The organism is Enterovibrio baiacu (assembly GCF_004120195.1).
In the GTDB taxonomy this organism is placed as follows: Bacteria; Pseudomonadota; Gammaproteobacteria; order Enterobacterales; family Vibrionaceae; genus Enterovibrio; species Enterovibrio baiacui.
The window spans coordinates 1-24,936 of the sequence record NZ_SCHN01000021.1 but is presented as its reverse complement, the minus strand read 5'-3'; the positions used below and the strand labels follow the sequence as shown (position 1 = coordinate 24,936).

Annotated in this window: 23 protein-coding genes; 8 read left to right on the top strand and 15 right to left on the bottom strand. The window is 48.1% G+C overall.

The annotated features are described in order from the left end of the window. Positions 1-78: 78 nt before the first annotated feature. Both EQP46_RS20220 and EQP46_RS20215 read right to left on the bottom strand, forming a co-directional pair. Positions 79-1,311 (bottom strand): NupC/NupG family nucleoside CNT transporter, encoded by a 1,233-nt coding sequence (locus EQP46_RS20220; protein ID WP_129495357.1) that lies wholly within the window; start codon positions 1,309-1,311, stop codon positions 79-81. A 194-nt stretch (positions 1,312-1,505) separates the two neighbouring features. Further along, positions 1,506-2,153 (bottom strand): Crp/Fnr family transcriptional regulator, encoded by a 648-nt coding sequence (locus EQP46_RS20215; RefSeq protein WP_129495356.1) that lies wholly within the window; start codon positions 2,151-2,153, stop codon positions 1,506-1,508. A gap of 167 nt (positions 2,154-2,320) precedes the next feature. On the opposite strand from EQP46_RS20215, the gene deoD reads away from it, so the two are divergent. Then, positions 2,321-3,031 (top strand): purine-nucleoside phosphorylase, encoded by a 711-nt coding sequence (deoD, locus tag EQP46_RS20210; RefSeq protein ID WP_102319117.1) that lies wholly within the window; start codon positions 2,321-2,323, stop codon positions 3,029-3,031. An 83-nt stretch (positions 3,032-3,114) separates the two neighbouring features. Here the strand turns inward: deoD and EQP46_RS20205 are convergent, their stop codons facing one another. From EQP46_RS20205 to aspS, 6 genes are all read right to left on the bottom strand, one after another. Then, complete coding sequence (locus EQP46_RS20205) at positions 3,115-3,273, bottom strand: DUF3012 domain-containing protein (RefSeq protein WP_129495355.1); 159 nt, start codon at positions 3,271-3,273, stop codon at positions 3,115-3,117. Between the two features lie 216 nt (positions 3,274-3,489). Continuing rightward, positions 3,490-5,277, bottom strand: coding sequence for an ABC transporter transmembrane domain-containing protein (locus tag EQP46_RS20200; RefSeq protein ID WP_129495354.1), 1,788 nt, complete (start codon positions 5,275-5,277; stop codon positions 3,490-3,492). Between the two features lie 255 nt (positions 5,278-5,532). Further along, positions 5,533-5,958, bottom strand: a complete 426-nt coding sequence (locus EQP46_RS20195; protein WP_129495353.1) for a hypothetical protein — start codon at positions 5,956-5,958, stop codon at positions 5,533-5,535. A gap of 314 nt (positions 5,959-6,272) precedes the next feature. After that, the gene (ruvC, locus tag EQP46_RS20190) at positions 6,273-6,794 is read right to left on the bottom strand and encodes a crossover junction endodeoxyribonuclease RuvC (RefSeq protein WP_017008265.1); all 522 of its coding nucleotides are present in this window, start codon (positions 6,792-6,794) and stop codon (positions 6,273-6,275) included. A 6-nt stretch (positions 6,795-6,800) separates the two neighbouring features. Beyond that, positions 6,801-7,547, bottom strand: a complete 747-nt coding sequence (locus EQP46_RS20185; protein WP_129495352.1) for a YebC/PmpR family DNA-binding transcriptional regulator — start codon at positions 7,545-7,547, stop codon at positions 6,801-6,803. Positions 7,548-7,713: 166 nt separating this feature from the next. Next, entirely contained in the window at positions 7,714-9,501 is a 1,788-nt protein-coding gene (aspS, locus tag EQP46_RS20180) for an aspartate--tRNA ligase (RefSeq protein WP_129495351.1), read from the bottom strand. Between the two features lie 283 nt (positions 9,502-9,784). Here aspS and EQP46_RS20175 point away from each other — a divergent pair, with 283 nt between their 5' ends. Continuing rightward, positions 9,785-10,675 (top strand): DUF72 domain-containing protein, encoded by an 891-nt coding sequence (locus tag EQP46_RS20175; protein ID WP_129495350.1) that lies wholly within the window; start codon positions 9,785-9,787, stop codon positions 10,673-10,675. Positions 10,676-10,849: 174 nt separating this feature from the next. Here EQP46_RS20175 and EQP46_RS20170 read toward each other — a convergent pair whose 3' ends face one another. From EQP46_RS20170 to EQP46_RS20155, 4 genes are all read right to left on the bottom strand, one after another. Next, positions 10,850-12,013, bottom strand: a complete 1,164-nt coding sequence (locus tag EQP46_RS20170; protein ID WP_129495349.1) for a hypothetical protein — start codon at positions 12,011-12,013, stop codon at positions 10,850-10,852. Positions 12,014-12,021: 8 nt separating this feature from the next. After that, a complete protein-coding gene (locus EQP46_RS20165) occupies positions 12,022-12,768 on the bottom strand; it encodes an outer membrane lipoprotein-sorting protein (RefSeq protein WP_420841391.1) in 747 nt (248 codons plus the stop codon). A gap of 67 nt (positions 12,769-12,835) precedes the next feature. After that, positions 12,836-15,157, bottom strand: coding sequence for an efflux RND transporter permease subunit (locus EQP46_RS20160; RefSeq protein WP_129495347.1), 2,322 nt, complete (start codon positions 15,155-15,157; stop codon positions 12,836-12,838). A 269-nt stretch (positions 15,158-15,426) separates the two neighbouring features. Beyond that, the gene (locus tag EQP46_RS20155) at positions 15,427-16,197 is read right to left on the bottom strand and encodes a TetR/AcrR family transcriptional regulator (RefSeq protein ID WP_129495346.1); all 771 of its coding nucleotides are present in this window, start codon (positions 16,195-16,197) and stop codon (positions 15,427-15,429) included. A 266-nt stretch (positions 16,198-16,463) separates the two neighbouring features. Here EQP46_RS20155 and cmoA point away from each other — a divergent pair, with 266 nt between their 5' ends. The 5 genes from cmoA (at position 16,464) to EQP46_RS20130 (ending at position 21,617) form a co-directional block, all read left to right on the top strand. Then, on the top strand, positions 16,464-17,192 hold the full coding sequence (cmoA, locus tag EQP46_RS20150; RefSeq protein ID WP_129495345.1) for a carboxy-S-adenosyl-L-methionine synthase CmoA: 729 nt from the start codon (positions 16,464-16,466) through the stop codon (positions 17,190-17,192). A gap of 65 nt (positions 17,193-17,257) precedes the next feature. After that, positions 17,258-18,229 carry a tRNA 5-methoxyuridine(34)/uridine 5-oxyacetic acid(34) synthase CmoB gene (gene cmoB, locus EQP46_RS20145; protein ID WP_129495344.1) on the top strand — a complete coding sequence of 324 codons (972 nt, stop codon included), beginning with the start codon at positions 17,258-17,260 and terminating at the stop codon, positions 18,227-18,229. Positions 18,230-18,320: 91 nt separating this feature from the next. Further along, positions 18,321-19,082 (top strand): ATP-dependent zinc protease family protein, encoded by a 762-nt coding sequence (locus tag EQP46_RS20140; RefSeq protein WP_129495343.1) that lies wholly within the window; start codon positions 18,321-18,323, stop codon positions 19,080-19,082. Between the two features lie 38 nt (positions 19,083-19,120). After that, positions 19,121-20,626 (top strand): inactive transglutaminase family protein, encoded by a 1,506-nt coding sequence (locus EQP46_RS20135; protein WP_129495342.1) that lies wholly within the window; start codon positions 19,121-19,123, stop codon positions 20,624-20,626. Positions 20,627-20,630: 4 nt separating this feature from the next. After that, the gene (locus tag EQP46_RS20130; RefSeq protein WP_129495341.1) at positions 20,631-21,617 is read left to right on the top strand and encodes an alpha-L-glutamate ligase-like protein; all 987 of its coding nucleotides are present in this window, start codon (positions 20,631-20,633) and stop codon (positions 21,615-21,617) included. Between the two features lie 99 nt (positions 21,618-21,716). Here EQP46_RS20130 and EQP46_RS20125 read toward each other — a convergent pair whose 3' ends face one another. From EQP46_RS20125 to EQP46_RS20115, 3 genes are all read right to left on the bottom strand, one after another. Then, positions 21,717-22,649 (bottom strand): DHH family phosphoesterase, encoded by a 933-nt coding sequence (locus tag EQP46_RS20125; RefSeq protein WP_129495340.1) that lies wholly within the window; start codon positions 22,647-22,649, stop codon positions 21,717-21,719. Positions 22,650-22,873: 224 nt separating this feature from the next. Continuing rightward, complete coding sequence (gene ctlX, locus EQP46_RS20120) at positions 22,874-23,842, bottom strand: citrulline utilization hydrolase CtlX (protein WP_129495339.1); 969 nt, start codon at positions 23,840-23,842, stop codon at positions 22,874-22,876. Positions 23,843-24,039: 197 nt separating this feature from the next. Then, the gene (locus EQP46_RS20115; protein WP_129495338.1) at positions 24,040-24,534 is read right to left on the bottom strand and encodes an Lrp/AsnC family transcriptional regulator; all 495 of its coding nucleotides are present in this window, start codon (positions 24,532-24,534) and stop codon (positions 24,040-24,042) included. Positions 24,535-24,745: 211 nt separating this feature from the next. Here EQP46_RS20115 and EQP46_RS24340 point away from each other — a divergent pair. Beyond that, on the top strand, positions 24,746-24,936 hold a 191-nt coding region (locus EQP46_RS24340), incomplete at its 3' end, for a hypothetical protein (RefSeq protein WP_205685941.1).

Sequence of the window (24,936 nt, the reverse complement as noted above, 5' to 3'; positions counted from 1 at the left end):
TCTTTTCTCCCTCCCTAAACGCAGAAAAGCGAGCAATGCTCGCTTTTCTTTATTCTCGCGGTTAGAGAACAAGTAGCGTTAGAGATACCCGCCGATGGACACCAACAAACCAGCCACGGTACCGCTCATCAAGTTCGCCAAAATCGCGGCGATAAGCGCTCGACCACCAATCTTGCTCAACTCTTTGCGGCGATCCGGGCACATGGCGCTGAGTCCGCCAATCACCATGGCCAATGAACCGATGTTCGCAAAACCACACAATGCGAAAATAATGATGGCTTGGGTTTTATCAGAAAGCTGGTCAGCCACATCAAGGAAGCTCACATAAGCCACGAATTCGTTAATCACGATCTTCTGACCAATCAACGAAGCCGCTGTGACTGCCTCATCCCATGGCACACCCAATAAAAATGCTAGCGGTGATAACAAGTAACCCACCAACAATTGCACCGTCACACCTTCAAAGCCCACCAGCGCAGCAAGGCTACCGATGATACCGTTAAGCAATGCCGTCAGTGCAACAAAGGAAATCAATAACGCTGTCACACACGCCACTTGTTGAAGGCCAATCATCGACCCTTGCGTGATCGCATCAAGTAATGAATCAGGTTGGTCTTCACTTTTCTCGATGATCTTATCGAGGTTCTTCTTCGGCGTATCCGTTTCTGGGTACATGAGTTTCGCAAACAACAAACCTGCAGGTGCTGTCATAAAACATGCCGTCAGAATGTATTTCACATCAATACCGAGATTGATGTAGCCCACCATGGTGCCGCCTGCGACCGATGCAAGGCCACCAGCCATCACCGCAAACAATTCAGAGCGCGTCATGCTTGGTACAAACGGACGAACCAGCGAAGGTGCTTCGATTGGACCGACAAAGATGTTAGCCGTTGCTGACATAGATTCAGCATGGCTCGTGCCCAGCACTTTTTGTAGCGCACCACCGATAATCGCAATCACTTTCTGCATGATTTTGAGGTAGTACAACACAGAGATCAGCGCAGAGATAAAGATAACAACGCAAAGCACATTGATGACAAAAACAAAGCCCACTTTATAGTTAGCCAAATCACCGAAGGTAAAACTCAGACCGTCGTTCGCGTAATTGATAACACTGCCTACGCCATTTGCGATGCCTTGCAACATGGCCTGTCCAAACGGCACATACATCACAAAGGCACCAAAGGCGACTTGAATGGCTAACGCTCCAGCAACGGTACGAACATTAATTTTCTTGCGATTGTTGGAAAGCAAAATGGCAATACCGATCAGGGATGCCATACCAATGAGACTCATCAAAATGCTCATAAACTGCGTTCTCTCTAAAGTGCGGACAGGAAGCGAAAAAGGCAGAACACAAAAGGTGTGCTGCAGCCAGCGGGTTTGTAACGCTGGCGCAGATTGAAAAGAAGGACACTTGTCCTTTTTGGCTATTGCTTCGCCAGAAACCGCGAAGATAAGTGAGAAACTGAGAGGGTTGTCATTAATTACGTAAACGTTTGCTAATTCACAGCCTCAAGCTCTGCCGTTAGCGCGTCAGGCATTGCCACTCGATAAGAGGTACGCTTTTTGTCGATGACGCCTTCGTCCACCAAGTCTTTCATGACGCGGCGAAACGCCCGAGGTGTCGACCCTAGCTCACCCGCATGCTGGTTGGTTTTAAACTCGAACCAATCCCCTTTCGCTGATTCTGATTTTTTCAGCAAATGACGAATGATATTAAAACGCAGGCTATACAGCAGATTGTTCAACGTATGACCAATGGACTCTTCATACCGCGCCGAGACCAACTGAATAAAGGTCAACGCCAAGTTGGGGTCTGCCGCCAACGCTTCAATCAGTTTTTGGCGACTGATCTGAAAACCATTGCCAGACGATAACGCGGTCACCGAAAAGACGTAACGTCCTTCAGGTCGACACACTTCCATCTCCCCTAAGACGCCAGTAAATCCCTTCTGTGAACTGACGATATAACGCTTCCCTGTCGGGGTGAGATACGACACCGAGAAATCACAGTCATTCACCAAATACAGCGAATGGCTCGTTTCCCCTTGAGTGAGAAAAGTTTCGCCAACATGAAACCTAAAAGGTCGACAACAAGGCAATGCCAAAAGGGTTTGATAAAGCGAAGATTGAGCCTGCAAAGACATAAGGTAAAAGATTCATCATTGACCATGAATGACTCTTTTCCGTGAGTCTCTAAAGCAAAGCTCCATTTTGTGGCATGGATAGGTTTGGATACGGACAAGTGTCCTTTTTATGTGGCGCTCTAGCCCCTAGAGTGAGCGCGGCACAACATTATCTTTTAGGAGTTAAAATGGCAACACCACACATCAATGCCAACCCAGGCGATTTTGCAGAAACCATCCTAATGCCGGGCGATCCGCAACGTGCGAAATACATTGCTGAGAACTTCCTTCAAGATGCTGTTCAAGTAACAGATGTTCGCGGCATGCTAGGTTTCACTGGCTTCTACAAAGGCAAAAAGCTGTCTGTCATGGGCCATGGCATGGGCGCACCATCTGCGTCTATCTATATCCATGAGTTGATCAACCATTACGGCGTGAAGAACCTTATCCGTATTGGTAGTTGTGGTGCGATCCATGACGACGTTCAATTGATGGACTTGGTGATCGCCATGGGTGCATCGACCGATTCTAAAATGAACCGTACCCGCCTGCGCGACCATGACTTCGCAGCGCTGGCTAACTTCGACATGCTGCGCACAGCAGTTGATTTAGCGAAAGAAAAGCAGCTGTCTACCAAAGTCGGTAACGTTTTCTCTTCAGATATGTTCTACCGCCCTGATGAAGATTTCTATCCTCTGCTTGCGAAATACGGCGTATATGGTGTGGAAATGGAAGTGAGCGCCTTGTATAGCTTGGCGGCTGAATTCGGTGTTCGCGCACTGGCGATATGTACGGTGACAGACCACATTATTCGTCACGAAGGGTTAAGTGCGGAAGATCGCGTGACCACGCTAAACGACATGATTGATTTGGCGCTAGACACGGCGGTTTCTCTGTAACCTGATTTCGATTTTTCAGAGAACCAGAAAAGAAAAAAGGTAGGGCGCAAACCCTACCTTTTTAAATGCTGAAAACATTACGCTTAGAACACACAGTGCTTAGCGAAATCTGTTGCTTCGTTAGTTGACCAATCACCCTTTGGCTTTTCTTTTAGTTCTTTGCACCAATCATCACTGCCAACTTCTGGCGAACAACCTGCGACAAAAAATACGACCGCTAACATCGCGAACATTTTCTTCATGTTACTTTCCTTGTGATTTTTCTATACGTTTTGTGGACAGCTTTTCTTCAAGCAACCTTGGAATACTCCAACGCTACCCGCCCTTCGCTACACCATCAGACTCAACACGGTACAACAAAGTCACCAAAACGCACTTGAATGCATATCTCGCTACGAGAACATCCTCGAAAATATACATTTTCCTCACTCGCAATGCGCACAGCGGCAATCACCACGCTATTTTGCCAATCCACCTTCGGAGGCAACAAGTTGCAATGAAGCGAACTCTCGATACAAAGCACTCGTTTCCATTAATTCTTGATGAGAACCACTTGCCACTAATTGGCCATCATCAAGCACCAAAATTCGGTCAGCATTCACGACTGTTGCCAGTCGGTGAGCAATCACTAACGAGGTTTTCCCTTCCATCAAGGTATCCAGCGCTTGTTTTACTTGATGCTCACTCACGGCATCCAATGCGCTGGTTGCTTCATCCAGCAGCAAAATCGGACGATCTGCCAAAATGGCGCGTGCGATAGAAATGCGCTGTTTCTGCCCGCCTGACAAGCGCACACCACGCTCGCCCAACTCTGTATGGTAGCCGTGTGGTAAGGCTTCAATAAATTCATGAGCACGTGCCGCTTTACACGCTTCAATCACTTTTTCTTCACTCGCATCAGGTGCACCATAGCGCACGTTTTCTAAGACGTTGGTGGCGAAAATTACTGACTCTTGAGGCACCAAGGCAAACTGATCGCGGAGCGTTTTCAACGAGATATCTTTTAGCGGCACGCCGTCTAACAAGGTTTGGCCTTGTTGAATATCGAAAAAACGCTGAAGCAAAGTAAACACAGAGCTTTTCCCTGCCCCACTAGGCCCAACCAAGGCCACGCGCTCTCCCGCCTTGATATCAAACGACAATGAAGAAAAAACAGGAAGATTTTCATCGCCCGGGTAGGTAAAGGAAACATCAGAAAACGTCACGTTTCCTTTTGCATGCGCTGGGAAATCAACAGGCAATTCTGGGTCTTGGATATCCGATTGCATGCGGGACAGCTCAATCAAACGTTCTGTTGCACCGGCTGCGCGTTGAATGTCGCCAATCACTTCACTGATGGTGGCAACGCCCCCTGCGACCAGCAAGGCGTAAAACATAAAGGCCGATAGCTGACCCGCCGTTAGCGAGCCATCCAGCACGTTCAATGCCCCCACCCAAGTCACGAGAATGATCGCAACAATACTGAGCAATACCACGGAGGCCATTAGCGAAGCACGGTAACGAATACGCAGTCTCGCTGCGCTCATTACGGCTTCAACACGAGAAGAAAAGTGCACCGAGTCGGCTTCTTCATGACCATAAGATTGAACCGTGCGTATTTCATGCAGGGTTTCATCAACGTGCGAGCCAAGATCCGCCACTTTGTCTTGGCTCACTCTGGCTAACTGGCGCACTTTACGCCCTAATACACCAATGGGCACCAGTACGACAGGCACAGCCAACAGCACCAATCCCGTCAGCGTCAGGCTGGTCACAGCCATCATGATTAAGCCACCCGTCACCGACACAGCCGAGCGCAGTGCCATCGACAAGCTCGAACCCACAACGGTTTGCAACAACGTCGTATCCGCCGTAAAGCGACTGATCACCTCACCCGTCCGTTCTTTGGCGTAAAAGGTCGGCGATAAATGCAGGAGCTGCTCGTAAACCTTAATGCGAATATCTGCACTAACACGTTCGCCCAACCAGCTCATGAGGTAAAAACGGAAGAAGGTCGCAATACCGCTGACAAAGGTAATCGCGAGGATAACCAGCATCATCTGATCAAGGCGCGACGCGTTGCCCGTGAGGAACCCGTCATCGACGATGAGTTTGACGCCTTGGCCTAAAGCCAGCCAACTGAGCGAACCGAGCATGAGGAAAATGATCGCACCAATAACACGCGAACGATAAGGCGCAAGAAAGCTCGCAATCCATGTCAAAACAGAACGCGTACTTTGAGGAGAAGATAAATTGGACGTTGGCACGGCGAGTCCTTTCTACGAGTAATGTGCTTACTATACGCAAACCAATTCAAGTTGCTGAGGTTTATACGCATTACTGTCTACTTCGTATCAAGGTCGATAAGATTATTTTTGGATTGTCTCAAACACTCGCCCCTGATATGTGTCTTCGACTATGACCATATCAGGGGCGAAATTATACTTCTTCGTAAGGTGTGGACGTGAATACCCGAAGGTCTGTTCACTCAACAGCAAAACTTTCGTGGGTGCTGGTTAGCGTTAATCCACTTGCTCTTGATCACCATTGCGTGATTGGTAAAGCAAGAAAGCCGCTGACAACCACACCAAGCACGCCATCACAAACAATATGCCGCCATCATTGCCGACAACTTCGCCCGCTTCATTAAACGCAGGCTGCGCAACACCAATGGGTGTGAAAAGGTGGAAGAAGATAGCGCCTGTCATGGTACCGACCGCCATCAACGCACCTAGCGCATGTAAACGTGTGAACAGCAAAATTGATGCGATAAGCTCAGCAATACCCACCATGTAGGCGCCATACTGACCAAACCAAGTGAGTCCTGACCACTCGCCCAAGGTTCCAAAGATAAATGTGGTTTCTGGTGAACCTGTAAACTTAAAGAACAGTGATTGAACAAACACAAACGCGATGAAGATGCACAACCCCCATTTAACATATTTCATTATTATTCCGCCTTATAACACCCTGAAATTAAGTCCTTTAACGATAGGAAAGAACAGATATTTCGCCACTTCCCCAAGTGAGAAATGTGCTTCCCTTCGTCACGCGTTGTTGAACGCATTAGCGCTTTGCCTTTCTTTGTTTCTTATCTTGTCCCATTACTAGACCTGCGACTCACCTAAAACATTACAGATCAACCGAGATTCATACCTTACGCACCCTAAGGACTGAGATAAGCCTGACACGCCAAGTCATAGCGGGATAGATGTAAAAAAAGCAGCCTAAGCTACTTTTTTAATACAAGAATTGATATTCGTTAGCGATAACGCCCGCGCCTTGCGCTGGTTGCTTTGCCCGCCATAGCCACCAGCGTGTGGTTAGTGTGGGCATGACAAATCGCAACAGCCAAGGCATCGGCGGCATCGGCTTGTGGTGTTGAAGGCAGTTTCAACATGTGGACGACCATGTGCTGAACTTGCTTCTTATCCGCGCCGCCATTACCAACCACGGATTGCTTGATAAGACGCGCCGCATACTCGCTAACGGGCAAGCTAGCGTTGACCGCTGCAACCATGGCAGCGCCACGCGCTTGCCCTAGCTTTAGCGCTGAGTCGGCGTTACGCGCCATGAACACCTGCTCAATCGCAAATGTGTCTGGCTGAAATTGGGTGATCACTTCACTCACACCTGCATAGATTTGACCGAGTCGTCCGGCCAAATCTTCAGAGTCTGTGCGAATACAACCACTGCCAAGGTATTCAAGGTGTCTACCTTGATGGCGGATCACGCCGTAGCCTGTGATCCGCGAGCCCGGGTCAATCCCGAGAATAATTGCCACGAATACTTATTCCAATGTTGCTGCGACTTCGTCAGAAATATCACCGTTGTGGTAAACCTCTTGCACGTCATCCAGATCTTCTAGTGCATCGATAAGACGAAGCAGTTTCGGTGCGGTGGTTTCATCAAGATCCGCTTTTGTGGAAGGCACCAAGGTCACTTCTGCGTTTTGCGCTTCAAAGCCTGCAGCGTCCAGCGCATCTTTCACGGCACCAAATTCAGCGGGTGTGGTGTAGACATCCATCGAACCATCTTCATGCGTCTCGACGTCATCAGCGCCGCCTTCTAGCGCCGCTTCCATCACCTCGTCTTCGTCCAGACCTGGCGCGTAAGAAATCACACCTTTCTTGTCGAACAAGTAGTTGACGCTGCCATCCGTCCCTAGGTTGCCCCCTGCTTTAGAAAACGCGTGGCGCACACCAGACACAGTGCGGTTGCGGTTGTCAGTCATGCATTCAACCATCACCGCAGTACCAGCAGGGCCGTAACCTTCATAAATGACCGTTTCCATGTTCTCATCGCCTTCACCACCCGCACCACGGGTCACAGCACGGTTAACGGTGTCACGTGTCATGTTGTTCGACAATGCTTTATCAATGGCAGCACGAAGACGAGGATTGTTTTCTGGTTCAGCGCCGCCCTCTTTGGCTGCAACCGTGATTTCACGGATAAGTTTGGTGAAGATTTTGCCGCGCTTGGCATCTTGCGCAGCTTTGCGGTGTTTGATGTTGGCGAATTTACTGTGACCTGCCATTTCTCACTCCTTTGTCAGCGGCCGACACGCCGCTGAAGTTGTTACGTCAGTTCTTGGATTTATAGCAAAACAGAACGCAAATGTCTGAGACGACACCCATATCTGTTTGGTTCAGAAACAAATAAGGCCAGATAATCTGGCCTTATTGTTAGAAGAGGTGGTTGACTTACGCGTCGTTTTCTTCGTTCTTCTTCGCTGCTGCGGTAACCGCAATCGCGAGTTCTTCTAGCGCTGCTGGATTAGCAAGGCTTGGCGCATCCGTCAGCAAACATGCCGCTGCGGTGGTTTTCGGGAACGCGATAACATCACGGATGTTCTCAGTACCACAAAGCAGCATAACAAGACGGTCAAGACCGAATGCCAGACCTGCATGTGGTGGCGTGCCGTACTTCAATGCTTCTAGCAAGAAACCGAATTTTTCTGTCTGCTCGTCTGACTCAATACCCAGGATATCAAACACCACGGTTTGCATGTCTGAGTTGTGAATACGCACAGAACCACCGCCCACTTCGTAGCCGTTTAGTACCATGTCGTAAGCGTTAGAGATTGCAGATGCAGGGTTTGCACGTAGCTCTTCTGCCGTCATGCCCAATGGCGACGTGAATGGGTGGTGCATCGCGTGCAGGTTACCTTCTTCGTCTTCTTCGAACATTGGGAAATCGACAACCCAAAGTGGTGCCCACGCAGCTTTATCCGTCAGACCCATGTCTGTACCTAGCTTCAGACGCAGTGCGCCCATCGCTTCTGTTACCACTTTCTTGCTGTCTGCACCGAACAGGATGATGTCGCCAGACTCAGCGCCAGTGCGCTCAAGAATGCCATTCACAACCTCTTCGTTCAGGAACTTAGCCACTGGTGATTGAACGCCTTCCATGCCTGCTGCACGGTCGTTAACCTTCATCCATGCCAAACCTTTCGCGCCGTAAATGCCAACGAACTTGGTGTAGTCATCGATTTGTTTACGAGAAAGCTCAGCACCACCCGGTACACGAATAACCGCAACACGGCCTTTTGGATCGTTCGCTGGGCCAGAGAAAACTTTGAATTCAACGTCTTTCAGGATGTCTGCAACGTCCACCATCTCAAGTGGGTTACGTAGATCGGGTTTGTCTGAACCGAAACGACGCATCGCTTCTTCGAACGACATGATTGGGAATTGACCCAGATCGACGTTCAGCAAGTCTTGCCACATATCGCGAACCATGTTTTCAGTCACTTCGCGCACTTGCTCAGCGGTCATGAAAGAGGTTTCGATATCGATTTGAGTAAATTCAGGCTGACGGTCAGCACGCAAGTCTTCATCACGGAAGCACTTAACGATTTGGTAGTAACGGTCAAAACCAGACATCATCAGAAGCTGTTTGAACAGCTGAGGCGATTGTGGCAACGCGTAGAAGCTGCCTTTATGAACACGGCTTGGTACCAAGTAGTCACGCGCGCCTTCTGGCGTTGCTTTTGTCAGTACCGGTGTTTCGATGTCTAGGAAGCCGTTGTCATCAAGGAAACGACGAACAAAGCTTGATGCTTTTGCACGCAGCTTGATGCGATCACTCATTTCTGGGCGACGTAGGTCAAGGTAGCGATGCTTCAGACGTTGTTCTTCAGAGTTGTTCTGGTTGAAGTCCAATGGCAGTGGCGCTGCGCGGTTGATGATTTCCAAACCTGTCGCAAGCACTTCTACTTCGCCTGTTGCCATGTCTTTGTTTACTTGGCTATCAGGACGTGCACGTACTTCACCGGTGATCTTGATACAGAATTCGTTACGCAGTTGGTTAGCAACCTCGAATACGTCTTTCATATCCGGATCAACCACCACCTGAACCACACCTTCACGGTCACGCATATCAATGAAGATAAGACCGCCTAAATCACGACGGCGGTTTACCCAGCCGCAAAGTTCTACAGTTTGCCCTACAAGGGCTTTGTTCAGGTGACCACAATATTGGGTGCGCATATGAATTTCCCGATCTGTTACTGACTGTCCTATTGCGCTAGTAAGCGCAAAGCTACAAATATGGTTGTGCAGATTGTTCTGCAAACTTCCGCCTGAGTCTTCACTCACGCCAAAGTAGAAATACCTCAAAATGACGCAGCATTATAAAGGAAAAATCGGCCTTGCGGGAAATCGTAGCGAGATGAAAGCCAGAAAAGATCGCAATCGAGCAAAAAACGAACAAGGATTGACCCCGGAACGTCAAGAAGACCAAAATAGGGAAAAAGAAATTCGAAGGGATACGATGCTCACTACACCGCTGCACCAACTTACTACGCCACCACTTCGTCTTGGATTGACGCAATGGTCGCACAATACGTGGCAACGTAAGTTTTACCCGTCAGGCACCAAAAGTGGCGAGCGTTTGGCGCGGTATGCGGAAGTGTTTAACACGGTAGAAGGCAATACCACTTTTTATGCCAGCCCTTCTCACGCGACGGTTGCCAACTGGAAAGCGGCAACGACGGATGCATTTGAATTTACCTTCAAGCTTCCTCAAGCGGTTACGCATCAGTTAATGCTGCGCCATTCTGACGAGATGGTGTCTGATTTCATTTCTCTGATGGCACCACTGCATTCACGCATTGGACTATGGAAAATTCAGTTGCCCGCTGCCTTTGGCCCAGACTCTTTGCCCGATTTACAGAAGTTTTTGAATGGTATGCCCGCGTCTTTCAACATCGGCGTAGAAGTGCGTCATCCTGCCTTTTTCGCCAAAGGTGAAGAAGAGCGGGCGTTGAACAGTATGTTGCTGGAAAGGGGGGCTGATCGCATCATCATGGACAGCCGCCCTGTTTTTGCTGTGCCAGCGGATACCGAAGCATTACTTGATGCGCAGCAGAAGAAGCCTCACGTTCCGGTTCATGCTATTTCCACCGCCAACACACCCATGGTGAGGTTCATTGGCGACCCAACACTTGAACGAAACGATGCATTCTTTGCGAACTGGCAGAAAAAGATCCCGCAATGGATTGAGGAAGGAAAAACGCCGTATCTGATGATTCATACGGCGAATAATGATCAAGCACCTGAACTCGCCGCACACTTCTATGACTTGCTCAGTAAGCAAATCGCCCTGCCGCCATTGGCGCCGCTGTTACCAGAAGATAATTCGAGCCAGATGAGTTTGTTATAGTTTCGAGATACGAGATACGAGATACGAGATACGAGATACGAGATACGAGATACGAGATACGAGATACGAGAAAAGCTAAGCTCGCAAGCCAACCTAGGCAAGTAATGACATAGGTTAACCTAGCGTGTTCTTGCTCTCACTCGAATCTCGTTTCTGCTCTTTCTCGCAACTAAATTAGAAGTACCAACTCACTTCGGCTTCAATAAAGTCATCACGCTTTAACGAATAAATCGGGTCAGTGACACGATCTGAATTGAACATCCAGCCAGTGACTGTCCAGCTCCAATCATTTGAGAAACGACCGCTCGACTCTAGGCGCACAGTCATAGAATCTGTGTCATCTAAATCAAGTGTGCCGCCCAGTAAAAACTCCGTACCGTCATGATCGTTGAGCACCCAACGAAGACCAGCGAACACATCGTTTTGACCAGCCACCGGCGCATCTTCACCGCGGCTGTCGTAGAGGTATTCCACCAAGAAACCCAAATCGGTAATGCCTTCGTTCACACCCACATAGGTGTATTCAAAGCCGCCTGTAAAGGCAGTATTGGATTCCAAGCTGTAACGTCGGATAGCCTCTGCTTTCCAAAGCCAATCACCATAAATGGCTTGAACGTCCAGACCAACTTGGGTCATGAGCGCATAGTATGGGGACAAACTATTGAAGAAGTACGGATCCCTGTTCGTGCCATGAAACGCACTGAAACCAAGGTCCCATTCGTCAATCATCACGCCATAGCGCGCGGCTACATCAGGGTAAAACTCTTCATGACGAGACTCATATTGCGCGTTCGCATCTCCGGCACCGGGCACTGCTAAGCGGCCATCAGAACTGGCAAAGGTACGTTCACGGAAATAAGGCAGTAAATACAAATCAAGCAAACCAGAATCAAGTTCCAGTCCGAGACTCACCATGGGTTGACCCAGCTTCACCTCTCCGTCAACCGCTTCAACCGAATCAGTTTGGTTGATTACATCGACAAGGTGTTGTGACTCTGTCACGCCCCAAAATACGATGCCGACGCCGACGCGTATTTCGTAGTTATCTTCATAGTGCATCAACAAAGCTTCACGCACATCACCATGGGTACGCTCATCATCCATTGAATCCCATCGAAAGAACGGCGAAAACGTAAAGCTTGTATTCCCTTCTTCCGTTTCCCAGTATAGTTCTGGCTCAAAGGCAATCGACGTTTGGCTTTTATCCTGACCTTGCGCACCTGTTTGCGCAAACTGCCGCTGTTGAAAACTCACCTCACCTTCGAACTCAAAGGCATAACTGGGTGATAAGAAAAGAGGCAACGCAAACAGCGTTGCCAATGACAATGTTTTCTTCATCCTGACTCCTAGCGAGCGCGCTTCAAGCTAGATTTAGAGAAGTCGCCTTCATCTAACCCAGTGTTGAATGTCAGCTCGGTGGTGGTCAGCTTGGTTGATTTCCCGGTCTGATGGTTCACCATCATCATGGTGTGTGCACGCCAATATTGATCGAGATATTGTTCGTAATCCGTGAACGTCAGGGTTTTCAGCAATGACTTACGACGGTCATAGAACTCGGTTTTCAACGGGCGGTAGTGCTCTTGATCAATCCAGACTTTCTGGCTGGTGTAACCTGAAAATTTGTCTGTTGGCGTTTGCACAATCACAAAGGTGTTTTGACCATCAATGTCTTCTTCGCCCACCAAGTCAAAGGTGTACTTTTCGAGTTCAAAAGAGCTGAGGTCTTCATATGCAAACTCACTGCCCATGAATGGACCCGACTTATTACGAGAAGCAATACGTTTCACACGCTTCAACGCAGGAAGATATAGCCACTGATCGTCAGCCCCTGTGATATGTGAATAGTTCAGGAAGACAGTGCCACGTACATCGCGAGGTTCATCAAATATGGTCAGGCCTTTATCACCATCGCCTTCCACTTCCAGTGTCTTGATGCGCAATTTACGGTCACTGGTATCGCCATTGGCGTTTTCCAGCAACATGGTCATTTCAGCAACACTGTCACCCCAACCCTGATCGCGAACTTTACGCTCTTTAGCGATCTCCAATCCTTTCACTTCATCAGCAGCCACAGGCACTGCAATTGCCATCATGCTAAATGCAACAACAACGGCCTTTGATAATGTTCTTATCGTTTTCATTCTTCTCTCCTTGAATTCGTTATTGCGTCGCTTTTTCACTAAACGGTTTTGACTCATCAGCATAGGCTTTTTTGTCTGCTATCAGTAACACGGCAGGTAACAAGACAAAGTCCACGATTAGAGCGATGAAAATCACAATGGCACTCAGCAAACCCATGTCACTGTTCAATCGGAAACCCGACGTTGCTAACACGCTGAAACCCGCCACCAACACCACAGTGGTGATCCACAGTGCGCGACCGACAGAATCAAAGGCATAGCGGATCCCATCTTCAACGTTTCGGCCCTGCAAACGCGCATGGCGATATTTGGTCAAGAAATGAACCGTGTCATCAACAACAACCCCCAAGGTCAAGGTGATAACCACCGAAAGCCCTAAATTGATCTCTCCCGACACAATTGCCCACAAACCAAAGCCCAATATCGCTGGCACCAAGTTTGGCACAAGACTGATGACACCAAGACGCCATGAACGTAATGCAAACACTAACAATCCAGAAATCAGTATCAGCGCGATAGGTAACGTCTTCAACATACTGGCGATGTTTGTTTCACCAATGTGCGCGAACATAAGGTTAGGACCCGACGAAGTCATTTCGTAGTCAGGCGCATTGGCTTTAAACCACGCATCCATACGATCTTCCAGCGCAATCAATTTCACGCTGCCAAGGTTATCGGTAGTCAGCACAAGCTTGACGGCAGACTTATCGATGTTCACTTCGTTGTTCAAATCAAGCCCGTAAGGCAACGACATCTCATACAGTAATAAATATTGTGCCGCGAGCTCAGGGTCTTGAGGCAATGCGTAATAGGTCTTGTCATCACCATGCATGTTCATATTCAAACGCTTGAATGTGTCTGAAATTGACGCGACATGATCCGTTTCTGGTTGGGTACGCAACCACTCAGTGAAGCCTTCCACGGCGTTCAAAAACGCTGGGTGTGTGATCCCTTGTGGTTGACCTGATTTGATAGAGATGCTGATCGCCGTTGTACCACTGACGGTATCTTCCATGTAGTCCGCGGCTTGGCGGAAATCATTGCCCGAATCGAAGTATTCAACCGCATTATCATTAGCTTGGTTTTGCACCAACAATACCGAGCTCAACACAATGATGACGGCGCTAACGGGAAGAATTTTCCTGTGATTCGCGATCACGGTATCCGCCACCCAAGACATCGCTTTATTGCTGTTCTTACGCGCTGGTTTCACCTTAAATGGCATCAATTGCAGCAATGCTGGCAAAAGCGTTACAGACAACATAAACGCGATCATGACACCCAATGCTGCCAGGTTACCCATGTCTCTCAACACAGGCGAATCTGATGCATTCATCATCAAGAAACCAATCGACGTGGTCACCGAAGTGATCAACAGGGCGAGGAAGTTCAGCTTAAGCGCATAGTTAATGGCATCGGTTTTGTCTTTGCCTTCGCGCAAGGCATGCACATATGACGTAATCAAGTGCACACAGTCCGCCACAGCTAACGTCATCACCAAGGTCGGCACTGTCACCGTACCATTATTCAGGTAGTGCCCCACCCAGCCAAGCATGCCCATGGTCGCCGCGATCGTCAGCACGATCACCAGCAGTGTCGCGGCGACAAACTTCCAAGAACGCAACATGATGCCAAGGAACACCAGTACAACCAAAAACATCATAGGTACCAGTGACTGGCTGTCGGCTTGGGCGGCGTCAGCAAAGGCTTTATTCATGGCAATAATGCCCGCCAGATGGAAGTCAACATCGGGATAGGTTTCATTGGCTTTCGCCAACACCCCTTTCGCAAAGTTAGCCACTTCCTGCACTTGTGCCGTTTGGTCACCATCGGGTAATTGGAAAGTGATGTTCACGATGGCAGCTTGCGCAGTTTGACCCACAATCGCACCCACCAAACGAGGCTCACTCAGCGCAACATCGCGGATATAGTCGATTCGTGCCTCATCGAGTTCGTAATAATCGGGCGCGAGATCTTCAACGAGAAGATCATCATCTTCTGCAGAGGTATGCTGATAATTTGTGATGGAATCAACGCGACTTGCATATGGCGTTAGCCAAGCTTCATCGGTGAGCTGTTGAATCAACGAGAGGTTGTCTTTTGTAAACACGTCTTTGTTGTGAGGTGCAACCACAATGGCCAACGTATCCGTCTTATTGAATGTTGCTTCTAGCTCTTTGAACGCTTTTAGCTGTGGGTTCCCTTTGTCAAAAAAGATCTGGTAGTCGCCTCGGAAATACAAGTTCTGACTACCCATTGCTGCAACAACTGCAAGCAACACACTGAAGATCAAGAATAACCAAGGTCTTGCCGTTGGCATTCGATATAGCTCTGTTTTCATCACACACTCCGTTTGTGACGATTCGTCAAATTCTCTGCTTTAAAAAGCCAAGTGATATGGCTTAGTACTTCCAGAACATGGACTTCTGTCACTCGGACCCAGTTCAAGCAAAATAAAAATACGCGTTCACATGATTAAAATGTAGTTTGTTGTTGTCCGTTCTCCAATTGACGTTCCGTCAATTTTTGACGAAGCGTCAATATAGTACAAGATTGTAACAAATTAAAGCTCATTTTGACGAATCGTCAACAATGATACATTTATCGCAGCTATGATTGATTTTCGAGGAGGGCGATTTCATTTCCGAAAAGTTCGGTTTCAGCACGTTCCCACGTTTTTTGGTAATCAAAATCGCAAGATAAAGGTGCCCAACGCATACCATCGAGGAGGAAATTAAGGTTTTGAAGCACAATATTGGTGCCGAGTTGGCGAGAGATACAGCTACTTTGCGTCGCATTATTCACCAAGGAGCTGGTACCAAATGCCATTGCCCAGTTTGCGAACACAATACTGTCACTCGTGATACCTGGCGCGAGGACGATGTCACCGGAACTTTGGCCAAGCTCGATGAATTGATCACCCAATGACACAACCAACTCTTCAAGCGTGTTCAATTTTTCGAGACGCTCTGGTGCACTTTTTTCTGTCACTGCCGGTGTACGACTCACCAATGCACACATCGCGAGAATGGGGGAAAGCCGAGAGAAGAGGTGCATGCCAACGTGCATGGCGATGAGCTTTTCACGGCTAGAGCCTTCGAAATCGAGCGCCCGTTTGAACAACGGGATCTTTTTACCTAACGCTTGAATAGCAAGCGCGGCAAACAAGTCTTCTTTACTGTTGAAGTGGTTGTATATCGTCCCTTTCGAATACGGGCTAGCCGCAGCCACTTTATCCATGTTGAGTTGTGCAAACCCTTCACGTTCCACAATGCCACACGCAATATCCAATAGCTCACTTTCACGCTCACGCATGGCCACTTGCTTACGGCTTAACGTTGCATCATCGCCGCTTTTATTCGGTACTGCTTGCTCTAACATTGTGAATATCCTCAAGAGATCCTTACTTTTATAGCATAAATAAGAAAGAGAATCGTAGCCTTCTCTTACTTTCTGATGCCATATGATCAACAAAATTAGGGTTCATATAATTGAATATCCCCGTAATTAGAGACAACAAAAGCAAAATTCACTACAATACGCGCCCTTTTGGTATTTGCTGGATGCAGGTACCACACTTGTATTTTTCACCGCATGTCAGGATCTGAAAAACGTGCCGGTAAGCATAGTTTCAAGGCAGGTTTAAGATGGCCAATCACGACAATATTTTTGCAGCTCCGATAGAGAAACTCGGTGATTTCACGTTTGATGCAAATGTCGCTGAAGTCTTCCCCGACATGATCCAACGCTCGGTGCCGGGTTACAGCAACATCATTTCAGCCATTGGTATGCTTGCAGAACGTTACGCCTCGGAAGGCTCCAATATCTATGACCTTGGTTGCTCTTTAGGTGCGGCAACGCTTTCAATGCGTCGTCATATTAAAGCACCGAATTGCAAAATCATCGCCGTTGATAATTCTCCTGCGATGGTTGAGCGCTGCCAATTGCACGTGAATGCTTACCGCTCAGAGACAGACGTGGTTGTTATCGAGAATGATATTCGTCATGTTGATATCGAAAACGCGTCTGTGGTCGTATTAAACTTTACACTCCAGTTCCTAAACCCTGATGATCGTCAAGCCCTGTTAGAACGCATTTATGCGGGACTGAAGCCAGGCGGCATTTTGATCCTGTCAGAAAAATACAGTTTTGCTGACGAAACAGCGCATGAGCTACTGATTGACCTTCACCACGACTTCAAACGTGCGAACGGCTACAGCGAACTCGAAATCAGCCAAAAACGCAGTGCGCTTGAGAACGTGATGAAGCCTGACACCATTGATTGCCATAAACAACGCCTAAGCAATATTGGCTTCAGCAGCGTTGCCGTTTGGTTCCAATGCTTTAACTTCGGATCGATGTTTGCCATTAAGTAAACGAAGACACACGCGCACTCATATTCAGTACTCGATAAATACATTAACAGACAGACTTATACGCCATGTTCGACTTTTCTGACTTCTATCAACTCATCGCTAAAAATCGCCTTCAAAACTGGCTGAATGTTCTGCCAGCACAACTGGCAGAATGGCAAGACCTTCCACACGGTGACATGCCAAAGTGGATGCGTGTGCTGAAAAAAATCCCAACAGATGCACCGTCTACGATTGACCTGAAAGACAGCGTAACCGTAGGCAGCGATGACGAATTGCCAGAAGGCCAGCGCGCAAAGTTAGAGAACTTGCTACGTTCTTTCCACCCATGGCGAAAAGGCCCATACCGTGTTCACGGGATCGACATTGACACTGAGTGGCGTTCAGATTGGAAATGGGATCGTGTACTTCCGCATATCTCACCACTGAAAGGTCGCTATGTTTTAGACGTGGGTTGCGGCAACGGCTACCACATGTGGCGTATGCTGGGTGAAGGCGCAGAACTTACCGTGGGCATAGACCCATCTGAACTCTTCCTTGTTCAGTTTGAAGCGATTCGTCGTTTAATGGGTAACGACCAACGCGCACATCTATTGCCTTTAGGTATTGAACGCCTGCCAGAGCTAAAAGCGTTCGACACCGTGTTTAGTATGGGCGTGCTCTATCATCGTCGTTCACCGTTGGATCACTTGATTCAATTAAAGAACCAATTGGTGAAAAACGGCGAGTTGGTGCTGGAAACCTTGGTCATCGATGGTGACGAAAATGCGGTATTGGTTCCGTTTGACAGATATGCTCAAATGCGAAATGTGTACTTTTTCCCATCAGCTAAAGCACTGAAAGTCTGGTTAGAAAAGGTGGGATTTGTTGATGTGCGCATTGTTGATGAATGTGTAACAACCACCGACGAGCAGCGTACCACGGGGTGGATGACCCACAACTCTCTGCCAGACTACTTGGATCCTAACGACCCAACCAAGACAATTGAGGGCTACCCAGCACCGAAGCGTGCTATCCTTGTAGCCAAGAATCCTGACTGATCTATGACATAGGGCGCTTCTCGCGCCCTTTTTTTCAGGCTAGACTAACGCCCTAAAATCAACTCCTTAATCACCCAGCACGGAGCTTCTCATGCCAACTCGCATCGGATTGCTGATTCTTTTTTCTGCTGCACTTTCTGGTTGTACGATCACGTCACAACAGCAGCATCAGCAAACCTTGGACGCAATAAATAACGTAGAAACGTCAATTCAAGACGACCTGTCAACGCTTAGTGGTGGACTCACAGAACAGCAAACTCAGATCACCACGCTAGAGTCGCAAGTGAATGAGCTGACAGAAACGCTCAATATCATGCGCAAAAACCAAGCACGAGAAGCGGCAAACCGCCCTGAGCCTGAAATTGTCTACGTAGAAAAGAAAGTGCCTGTGCCGTTGGCAGACAACAAGGCCATCCTGGGTGAGCAAGAGTGGGTATGGATGAATGCGGCAAACGCCAATTTCAAAGCGCGCATCGATACTGGTGCAACCACCTCATCATTGAACGCCACCAACATTCAAGAATTTGAACGCGACGGGAAAACGTGGGTCAGCTTCACCCTCGCGCACACCAAAAATGAAAAAGGCGATATTGAGCCGGAAGAATCACTCGAAGCGCCAGTGAAGCGCTGGGTTAAAATCCGCCAAGCCTCCACAGAACAACTTGAGCGTCGTCCTGTCGTCGAACTTCGCGTTCGCCTTGGTAACTTGCACGAAAAAGCACAGTTCACCCTAGCAGACCGCTCACACATGGAATTTCCCGTCTTGTTGGGTCGCGAATTTTTCAAAGATATAGCGGTTGTTGATGTCAGCAAATCATATATCCACCCGAAATACGTAGCCGACGCTAAATAAGCCACTGAGTCAGTATCAGTGCAATTAATGAGGACAAAATGACTTCACGCGTTCCTTTCTACTTACTCATCACCATGCTGATCATTGTTGGTCTTGGCATGAGTCTATATCGTCATGATGTTTACGGCGTGCCGTGGACAGCAGGACAAGAACATCAAGTGTGGGAAGTGGAAGCCCGCGTCGAGTTTCAGGCAAAAGGCGATCCGGTGAAAATTTCACTCGCCACGCCAGATACACAACAAGGTTTTACCCTGATTAATGAGAATACCAGTTCGCCCGGTTATGGTTTTGCGCTGGTAAACACCGAAAACGGGCGTCGCGCAGAATGGACGAAACGCGAGGCCTACGGTAACCAAATTCTCTATTTCAAAAACCAGATGTTGGTGGATAAGAACGCAAGATTCCCCACTGAGCCACCTATCGGAGACGCTAAGCCCGCCATTCTTGATAGCCCATTGATGACCGCAGCAGAAGCCATGCTGTCTCAGGCGCGTCAACGCTCTGCGGATAACAGCACTCTCACGCGCGAGTTGATTAAGCAATTCAACGACAATGAAAGCCAAAATGCAGGCTTGCTAACAAAAGAAATGAGTAAAGCCGATGCAATCTCGGCGATCCTTTCTTTAGAAGGCATTCATGCGCGTGTCGTCGGTGCGTTGCAACTGGAAGATGGTCGTCGTCGCCAAAGCATTATTCCGATGGTCGAAATTTGGAATAATGACAAATGGGAGCTGTTTAACCTCGATACAGGCGCATTAGACACCACCAAGAACTTGATGATTTGGAATCAAAAAGGCACCCCACTGCTTGAAGTCATGGGCGGCACAAATAGCCAAGTTAGCTTCTCCATCATTGCGCAAGATATCAGCCCGCAACAAGCCACCGATGAAAAGATCCAAGCAGAAAGCCTGCTGAACTTCTCCATTCACAGTCTGCCGATCGAAGAGCAAGCGATGTTCAAAACCATCATGCTCATCCCTATTGGTGCGCTGATTGTGGTCATGCTGCGCGTGCTTATTGGTCTTAAAACGTCGGGCACTTTCATGCCTGTCCTTATTGCCGTCGCATTTGTCCAAACGCAGTTGGTGCCGGGTATTGTCGGCTTCTTGCTGATTGTCGGTACAGGTTTGATCATCCGAAGCTACTTGTCGCGGTTGAATTTGCTGCTCGTTGCTCGAATCTCGGCCGTGATCATCACGGTGATTCTGATTATCTCCGTGTTCACCGTCGTCGCCTTTAAGATTGGCTTGGTGGAAGGCCTCACGATTACCTTCTTCCCAATGATCATTCTTTCCTGGACCATCGAACGTATGTCGATTCTTTGGGAAGAGGAAGGCGCGAAAGAAGTGATTGTTCAAGGTGGTGGTTCTTTGCTTACTGCCGTGCTGGTTTACATGGCAATGACCAATGATTTCGTTCGCCACATTACGTTTAACTTCATCGGTATTCAGTTGGTGATTCTGGCCGTTATTTTGATGCTGGGTAACTACACGGGTTATCGCTTGAGCGAGCTAAAACGCTTCAAGCCGCTGGTGAAGGATTAACGCCATGTTTTCTTTGCTGACGAATAAATTCACGTCCCCTTTTAAGCTGAATCGCGCGGGTATCATGGGCATGAACCGTCGCAACATCAGCTACATCGGACGTTATAACAATCGTAAGTTGTTCCCGTTGGTGGACGACAAGCTCAAGACAAAAACCATCGCACAACATGCGGGGGCGACAGTACCTGAGCTAATCGGCGTTATCAGCGAACAGCACAGCGTGCCATCCATTCATGACATGGTGAAAGACTGGCCGGGTTTTGTTATCAAACCCGCTCAAGGCTCAGGCGGTAAAGGCATTTTGGTGGTCACTTCAAACAAAGAGGGTGTATATAAAAAACCGTCGGGTGCAGAAGTGAGCAAGACCGAAGTGGAACGCCATATCACCAATACACTTGCCGGTCTTTTCTCCTTGGGTGGAAAGAACGACGTCGCGGTGGTCGAGAATCTCATTCAGTTTGACGATGTCTTTGATGGTTTCAGCTACGAAGGCGTGCCTGATATTCGTGTCATCGTGTTTAAAGGTTACCCTGTCATGGCGATGATGCGTCTTTCAACATCCGCTTCTGATGGTAAAGCAAACCTTCACCAAGGCGCGGTAGGTGTCGGCATCGATATCGCGACCGGAAAAGCCCTGAGAGCGGTGCAATTTAACCGCCCTATCGAGCATCATCCAGATACAGGCCGTGCGCTCTCCGAGTTGCATGTTCCTCACTGGGAACAATTGTTAACCCTAGCCGCCAGCGCGTGGGAAATGACAAGCCTAGGATACCTAGGTACAGACATGGTGCTGGACAAAGAAAAAGGTCCAATGGTGTTAGAGCTTAACGCCCGTCCGGGTTTGGCCATTCAAATCGCCAATGATTGTGGCTTGCTGCCGCGCCTGCGTCACATTGAACGCATGGGCGTACTCGCTGCACCGCCGACGCCAGAAGAACGTGTGGCTTACTGCGCGAAGCACTTTGTTGGCACCTACACACCCGCGAATTAACCCTCGCTTTTACAAACGATAAAAACAGAAAAAGTCGGGTATGCCCGACTTTTTTATTGGTCTCTTTTACGTCACTGACTGTTCGGCTGAGAAGGAAATCTAGCCGTCGGTGTTGATCCTCACAATCAGATCATCTTGGATCTGCGCCGCCATTTCATTAGGCACTTGGCAAGTTCCCGCGTTTTCATGCCCACCACCACCGAAATTCAGCATCAACTCGCCAATGTTGGTGTTCGATGATTTATCAAAGATGGATTTACCACACGCAAACACGGTGTTTTGCTTTTTGAAACCCCAAAGCACGTGAATAGAAATATTACACTGGGGAAACAGCGCGTATATCTCGAAGCGATTTCCCGCCCAAATCTTATCTTCATGGCGAAGGTCCAGAATCACCAAGTTGCCACACACGGAACCACAACGACGCAGCTGCTCTTGAAACTTCTCGCGATGACTAAAGTACAGATCAACACGCTCTTTCACGTCTTCCAGCTGCATGATTTCATCAATGTTCTTATCACGACAGTGGTCGATCAAATCCATCATCAATTGATAGTTAGAGATGCGGAAGTCTTGGAATCGACCAAGCCCTGTGCGGGAATCCATAATGAAGTTCAGCAAGCCCCATCCTGCCGGGTATAAAACTTCATCTTTGGTGTATTGCGCCGAATCCCCCTTGTCCACTTCTTCCATCATTTCGTCCCATTCAGACGGGAACGTGCTGTCGCCGCCAAAATGCTTCCATACAACGCGCGCCGCAGAAGGCGCATCCGGGTCGATAATGTGGTTAGGACTGAGTTCTCCGTTTCGGATTAATTCAGACGCATGGTGGTCAATACAAAGGTGAGCGTTCGGGCTGTAAGGAAGGTTAGTGGTTATGTCGTACTCGTTAATGTCGATCACACCGTCTTGCATATCCTTCGGATGAACGAACTTGATGTCGTCAATCAAGTCGATGTGCTTGAGCAGTACCGCACACACTAACCCATCGAAATCACTTCGAGTGATAAGGCGGTATCGTCTTTCCGGCATAGCAACTCTCCCTTATCGAGGTGGAGACATTCCCCTCTTATTGCTAACTAACTTATTCTTATAGACTCTCTTAAGAATAAGACGGATACCCAATTGTGCAACTAATTGCGTTTAACGGCGCTTTAGGAGACGACGCCAAAAATATGTGGCGTTTAGAAAACAAAAAAGCCCCATCGAGAGACGGGGCTATTCAGAGACAACGCGCTTACAATGGAATGGCGCTACTACCGAGGAAGAAAGTTCTCCGCCAGCATACAACGCACGCTCCCGCCACCGATGGTCTCAATCGTCGAAACATCAATGGGAATAAGGTGACCATGACGACGAAGCACATCTTTCTGCTCTTTCGTGAACGCATTGTATGCGGACATCGACATGACGATGAGTTTTTCATTTCTGTCATTACGCAGTTGCAGAATGTTACCGCAGAAGTGGTTCATCTGCTCTTCGGTGATCGAAATAACGTCTTTGGTTTTCTGCAGCGATGAAAGCACACGGCGACGCTCGAATTCTTCAATGATCTCGTCGCAGATCACCGCAAACTCTTCGCCCACCGCCATCATGACATTGGAGTGGTAGACCGCCTGCCCTGACGCCATTTTGGTGTCAAAAAAGACCACCTCTTTAAACCCGGCTTGTTCCGCAAATTGCTGGAGCAACTCACGGTCACAGCGAACAGACAACGCGGCATAAATGGTGGCGTTAATATGATCCATGATCATGACACCGGTGCTTTCTAAAAAGGACTGCGGCGTTTTTATGTCACCAATTTCCTGCACATCTAACACCTTGAAGCCTTGCGCAGCGAGAGAGGCTATTAATTGAGGCGTTCTCACTTCCCGACGACGGTTTTCACATGCCATCGGAAACAAATACACATCCCCCGCCGGAGAGGTCGAAAACCAATTATTAGGAAAGACCGCATCCGGCGTTTCGTCTTTGCTTTGCGGATAATTCATCACCGTCACATTCACGCCATGACGACGAAGCAACTCCACCATACCGTTAAATTCAGACAAGGCTTTTTGACGAACTTCTGCGTCCGTAAGCGCCAGTTTCTTCTGAAACTCGTTGTCAGCACTGGTTTCGGCATTGAATTTAAAATCGACAGGCGGCACCATCACTACCGCATTGGTCGAGTGCACGTATTCTTTTGGAGCAGGGATCATATCTCTAAGCGCTGGTGCGACCATCTTACACCTCAACATTTTATTAACATTGTTATTATGAGGTTTATTTTAGTAACACTCTGGAGAGACATTTACCTAAATTACAGGCGCCTTTTGCATAACCAAAGGTAACTTACCTTTCATTAAAGGATAATTAAGGTAATTTACCTTTATAGCACAGAACCATCCCGTCACTTTCTCTTAACCTAGGCGCTCGATGATTACGAAGGAGATATCAACTCGGGGTTGATCCCTGCACTTCGTTTGTATTCAGCAATCACGATTTCACTGCGGGTTTGAATAACACCAGGTAGTTGAATGATTCGAGAAGACATAAATTGTTGGTAGGCTTTTATGTTTTTTACACGGATTTTAATCATTGCATCAAAGTCTCCGGACAAGGAGTAACACTCTTCAATTTCAGGGATCAGTAGTGCCGATTTAGCGAATTTATCGAAAATCGACAAGTTCGTTTGGTCTAATCGGATATGAATGAATACCACAACTTCAAGCCCAAGCTTCTCTGCTGAGATATCCGCGTGATAACCCGAGATATACCCTTCCCTCTCTAATCGCTTAACGCGCTCCGAACAAGGTGTTGTTGTGAGGTTCACCCGTTTTGCTAATTCAACGACAGGTAATCGCCCATTAGATTGAAGAATGCGGAGGATCTCGATATCTATGCGGTCGAGGTTCGACGTATCAGAAGCGGCCATGTAAGTTCTCTCATCTGTCCTAGATAACCAGTCCAATAACCTAACACAGAGAAATTACCTATAGAAGTGGCCAAATTAAGGGAATAGGTATTGAGAAGGGACATAGCAGAAACGATAAAACAACCTGACTTTGCAGTCCGATATTTCGAGCGTGATGTGGGTGATGGATTTGTACGGGCAAACCCTTTGCAACGACCTGAGGGTTATGACAATGCATGACCAAAACGAAAAAAGCCTGACTTTGCAGTCCGATATTTCGAGCGTGATGCGGGTGATGGATTTGTACGGGCAAACCCTTTGCAACGACCTRAGGGTTATGACAATGCATGACCAAAACGAAAAAAGCCTGACTTTGCAGTCCGATATTTCGAGCGTGATGCGGGTGATGGATTTGTACGGGCA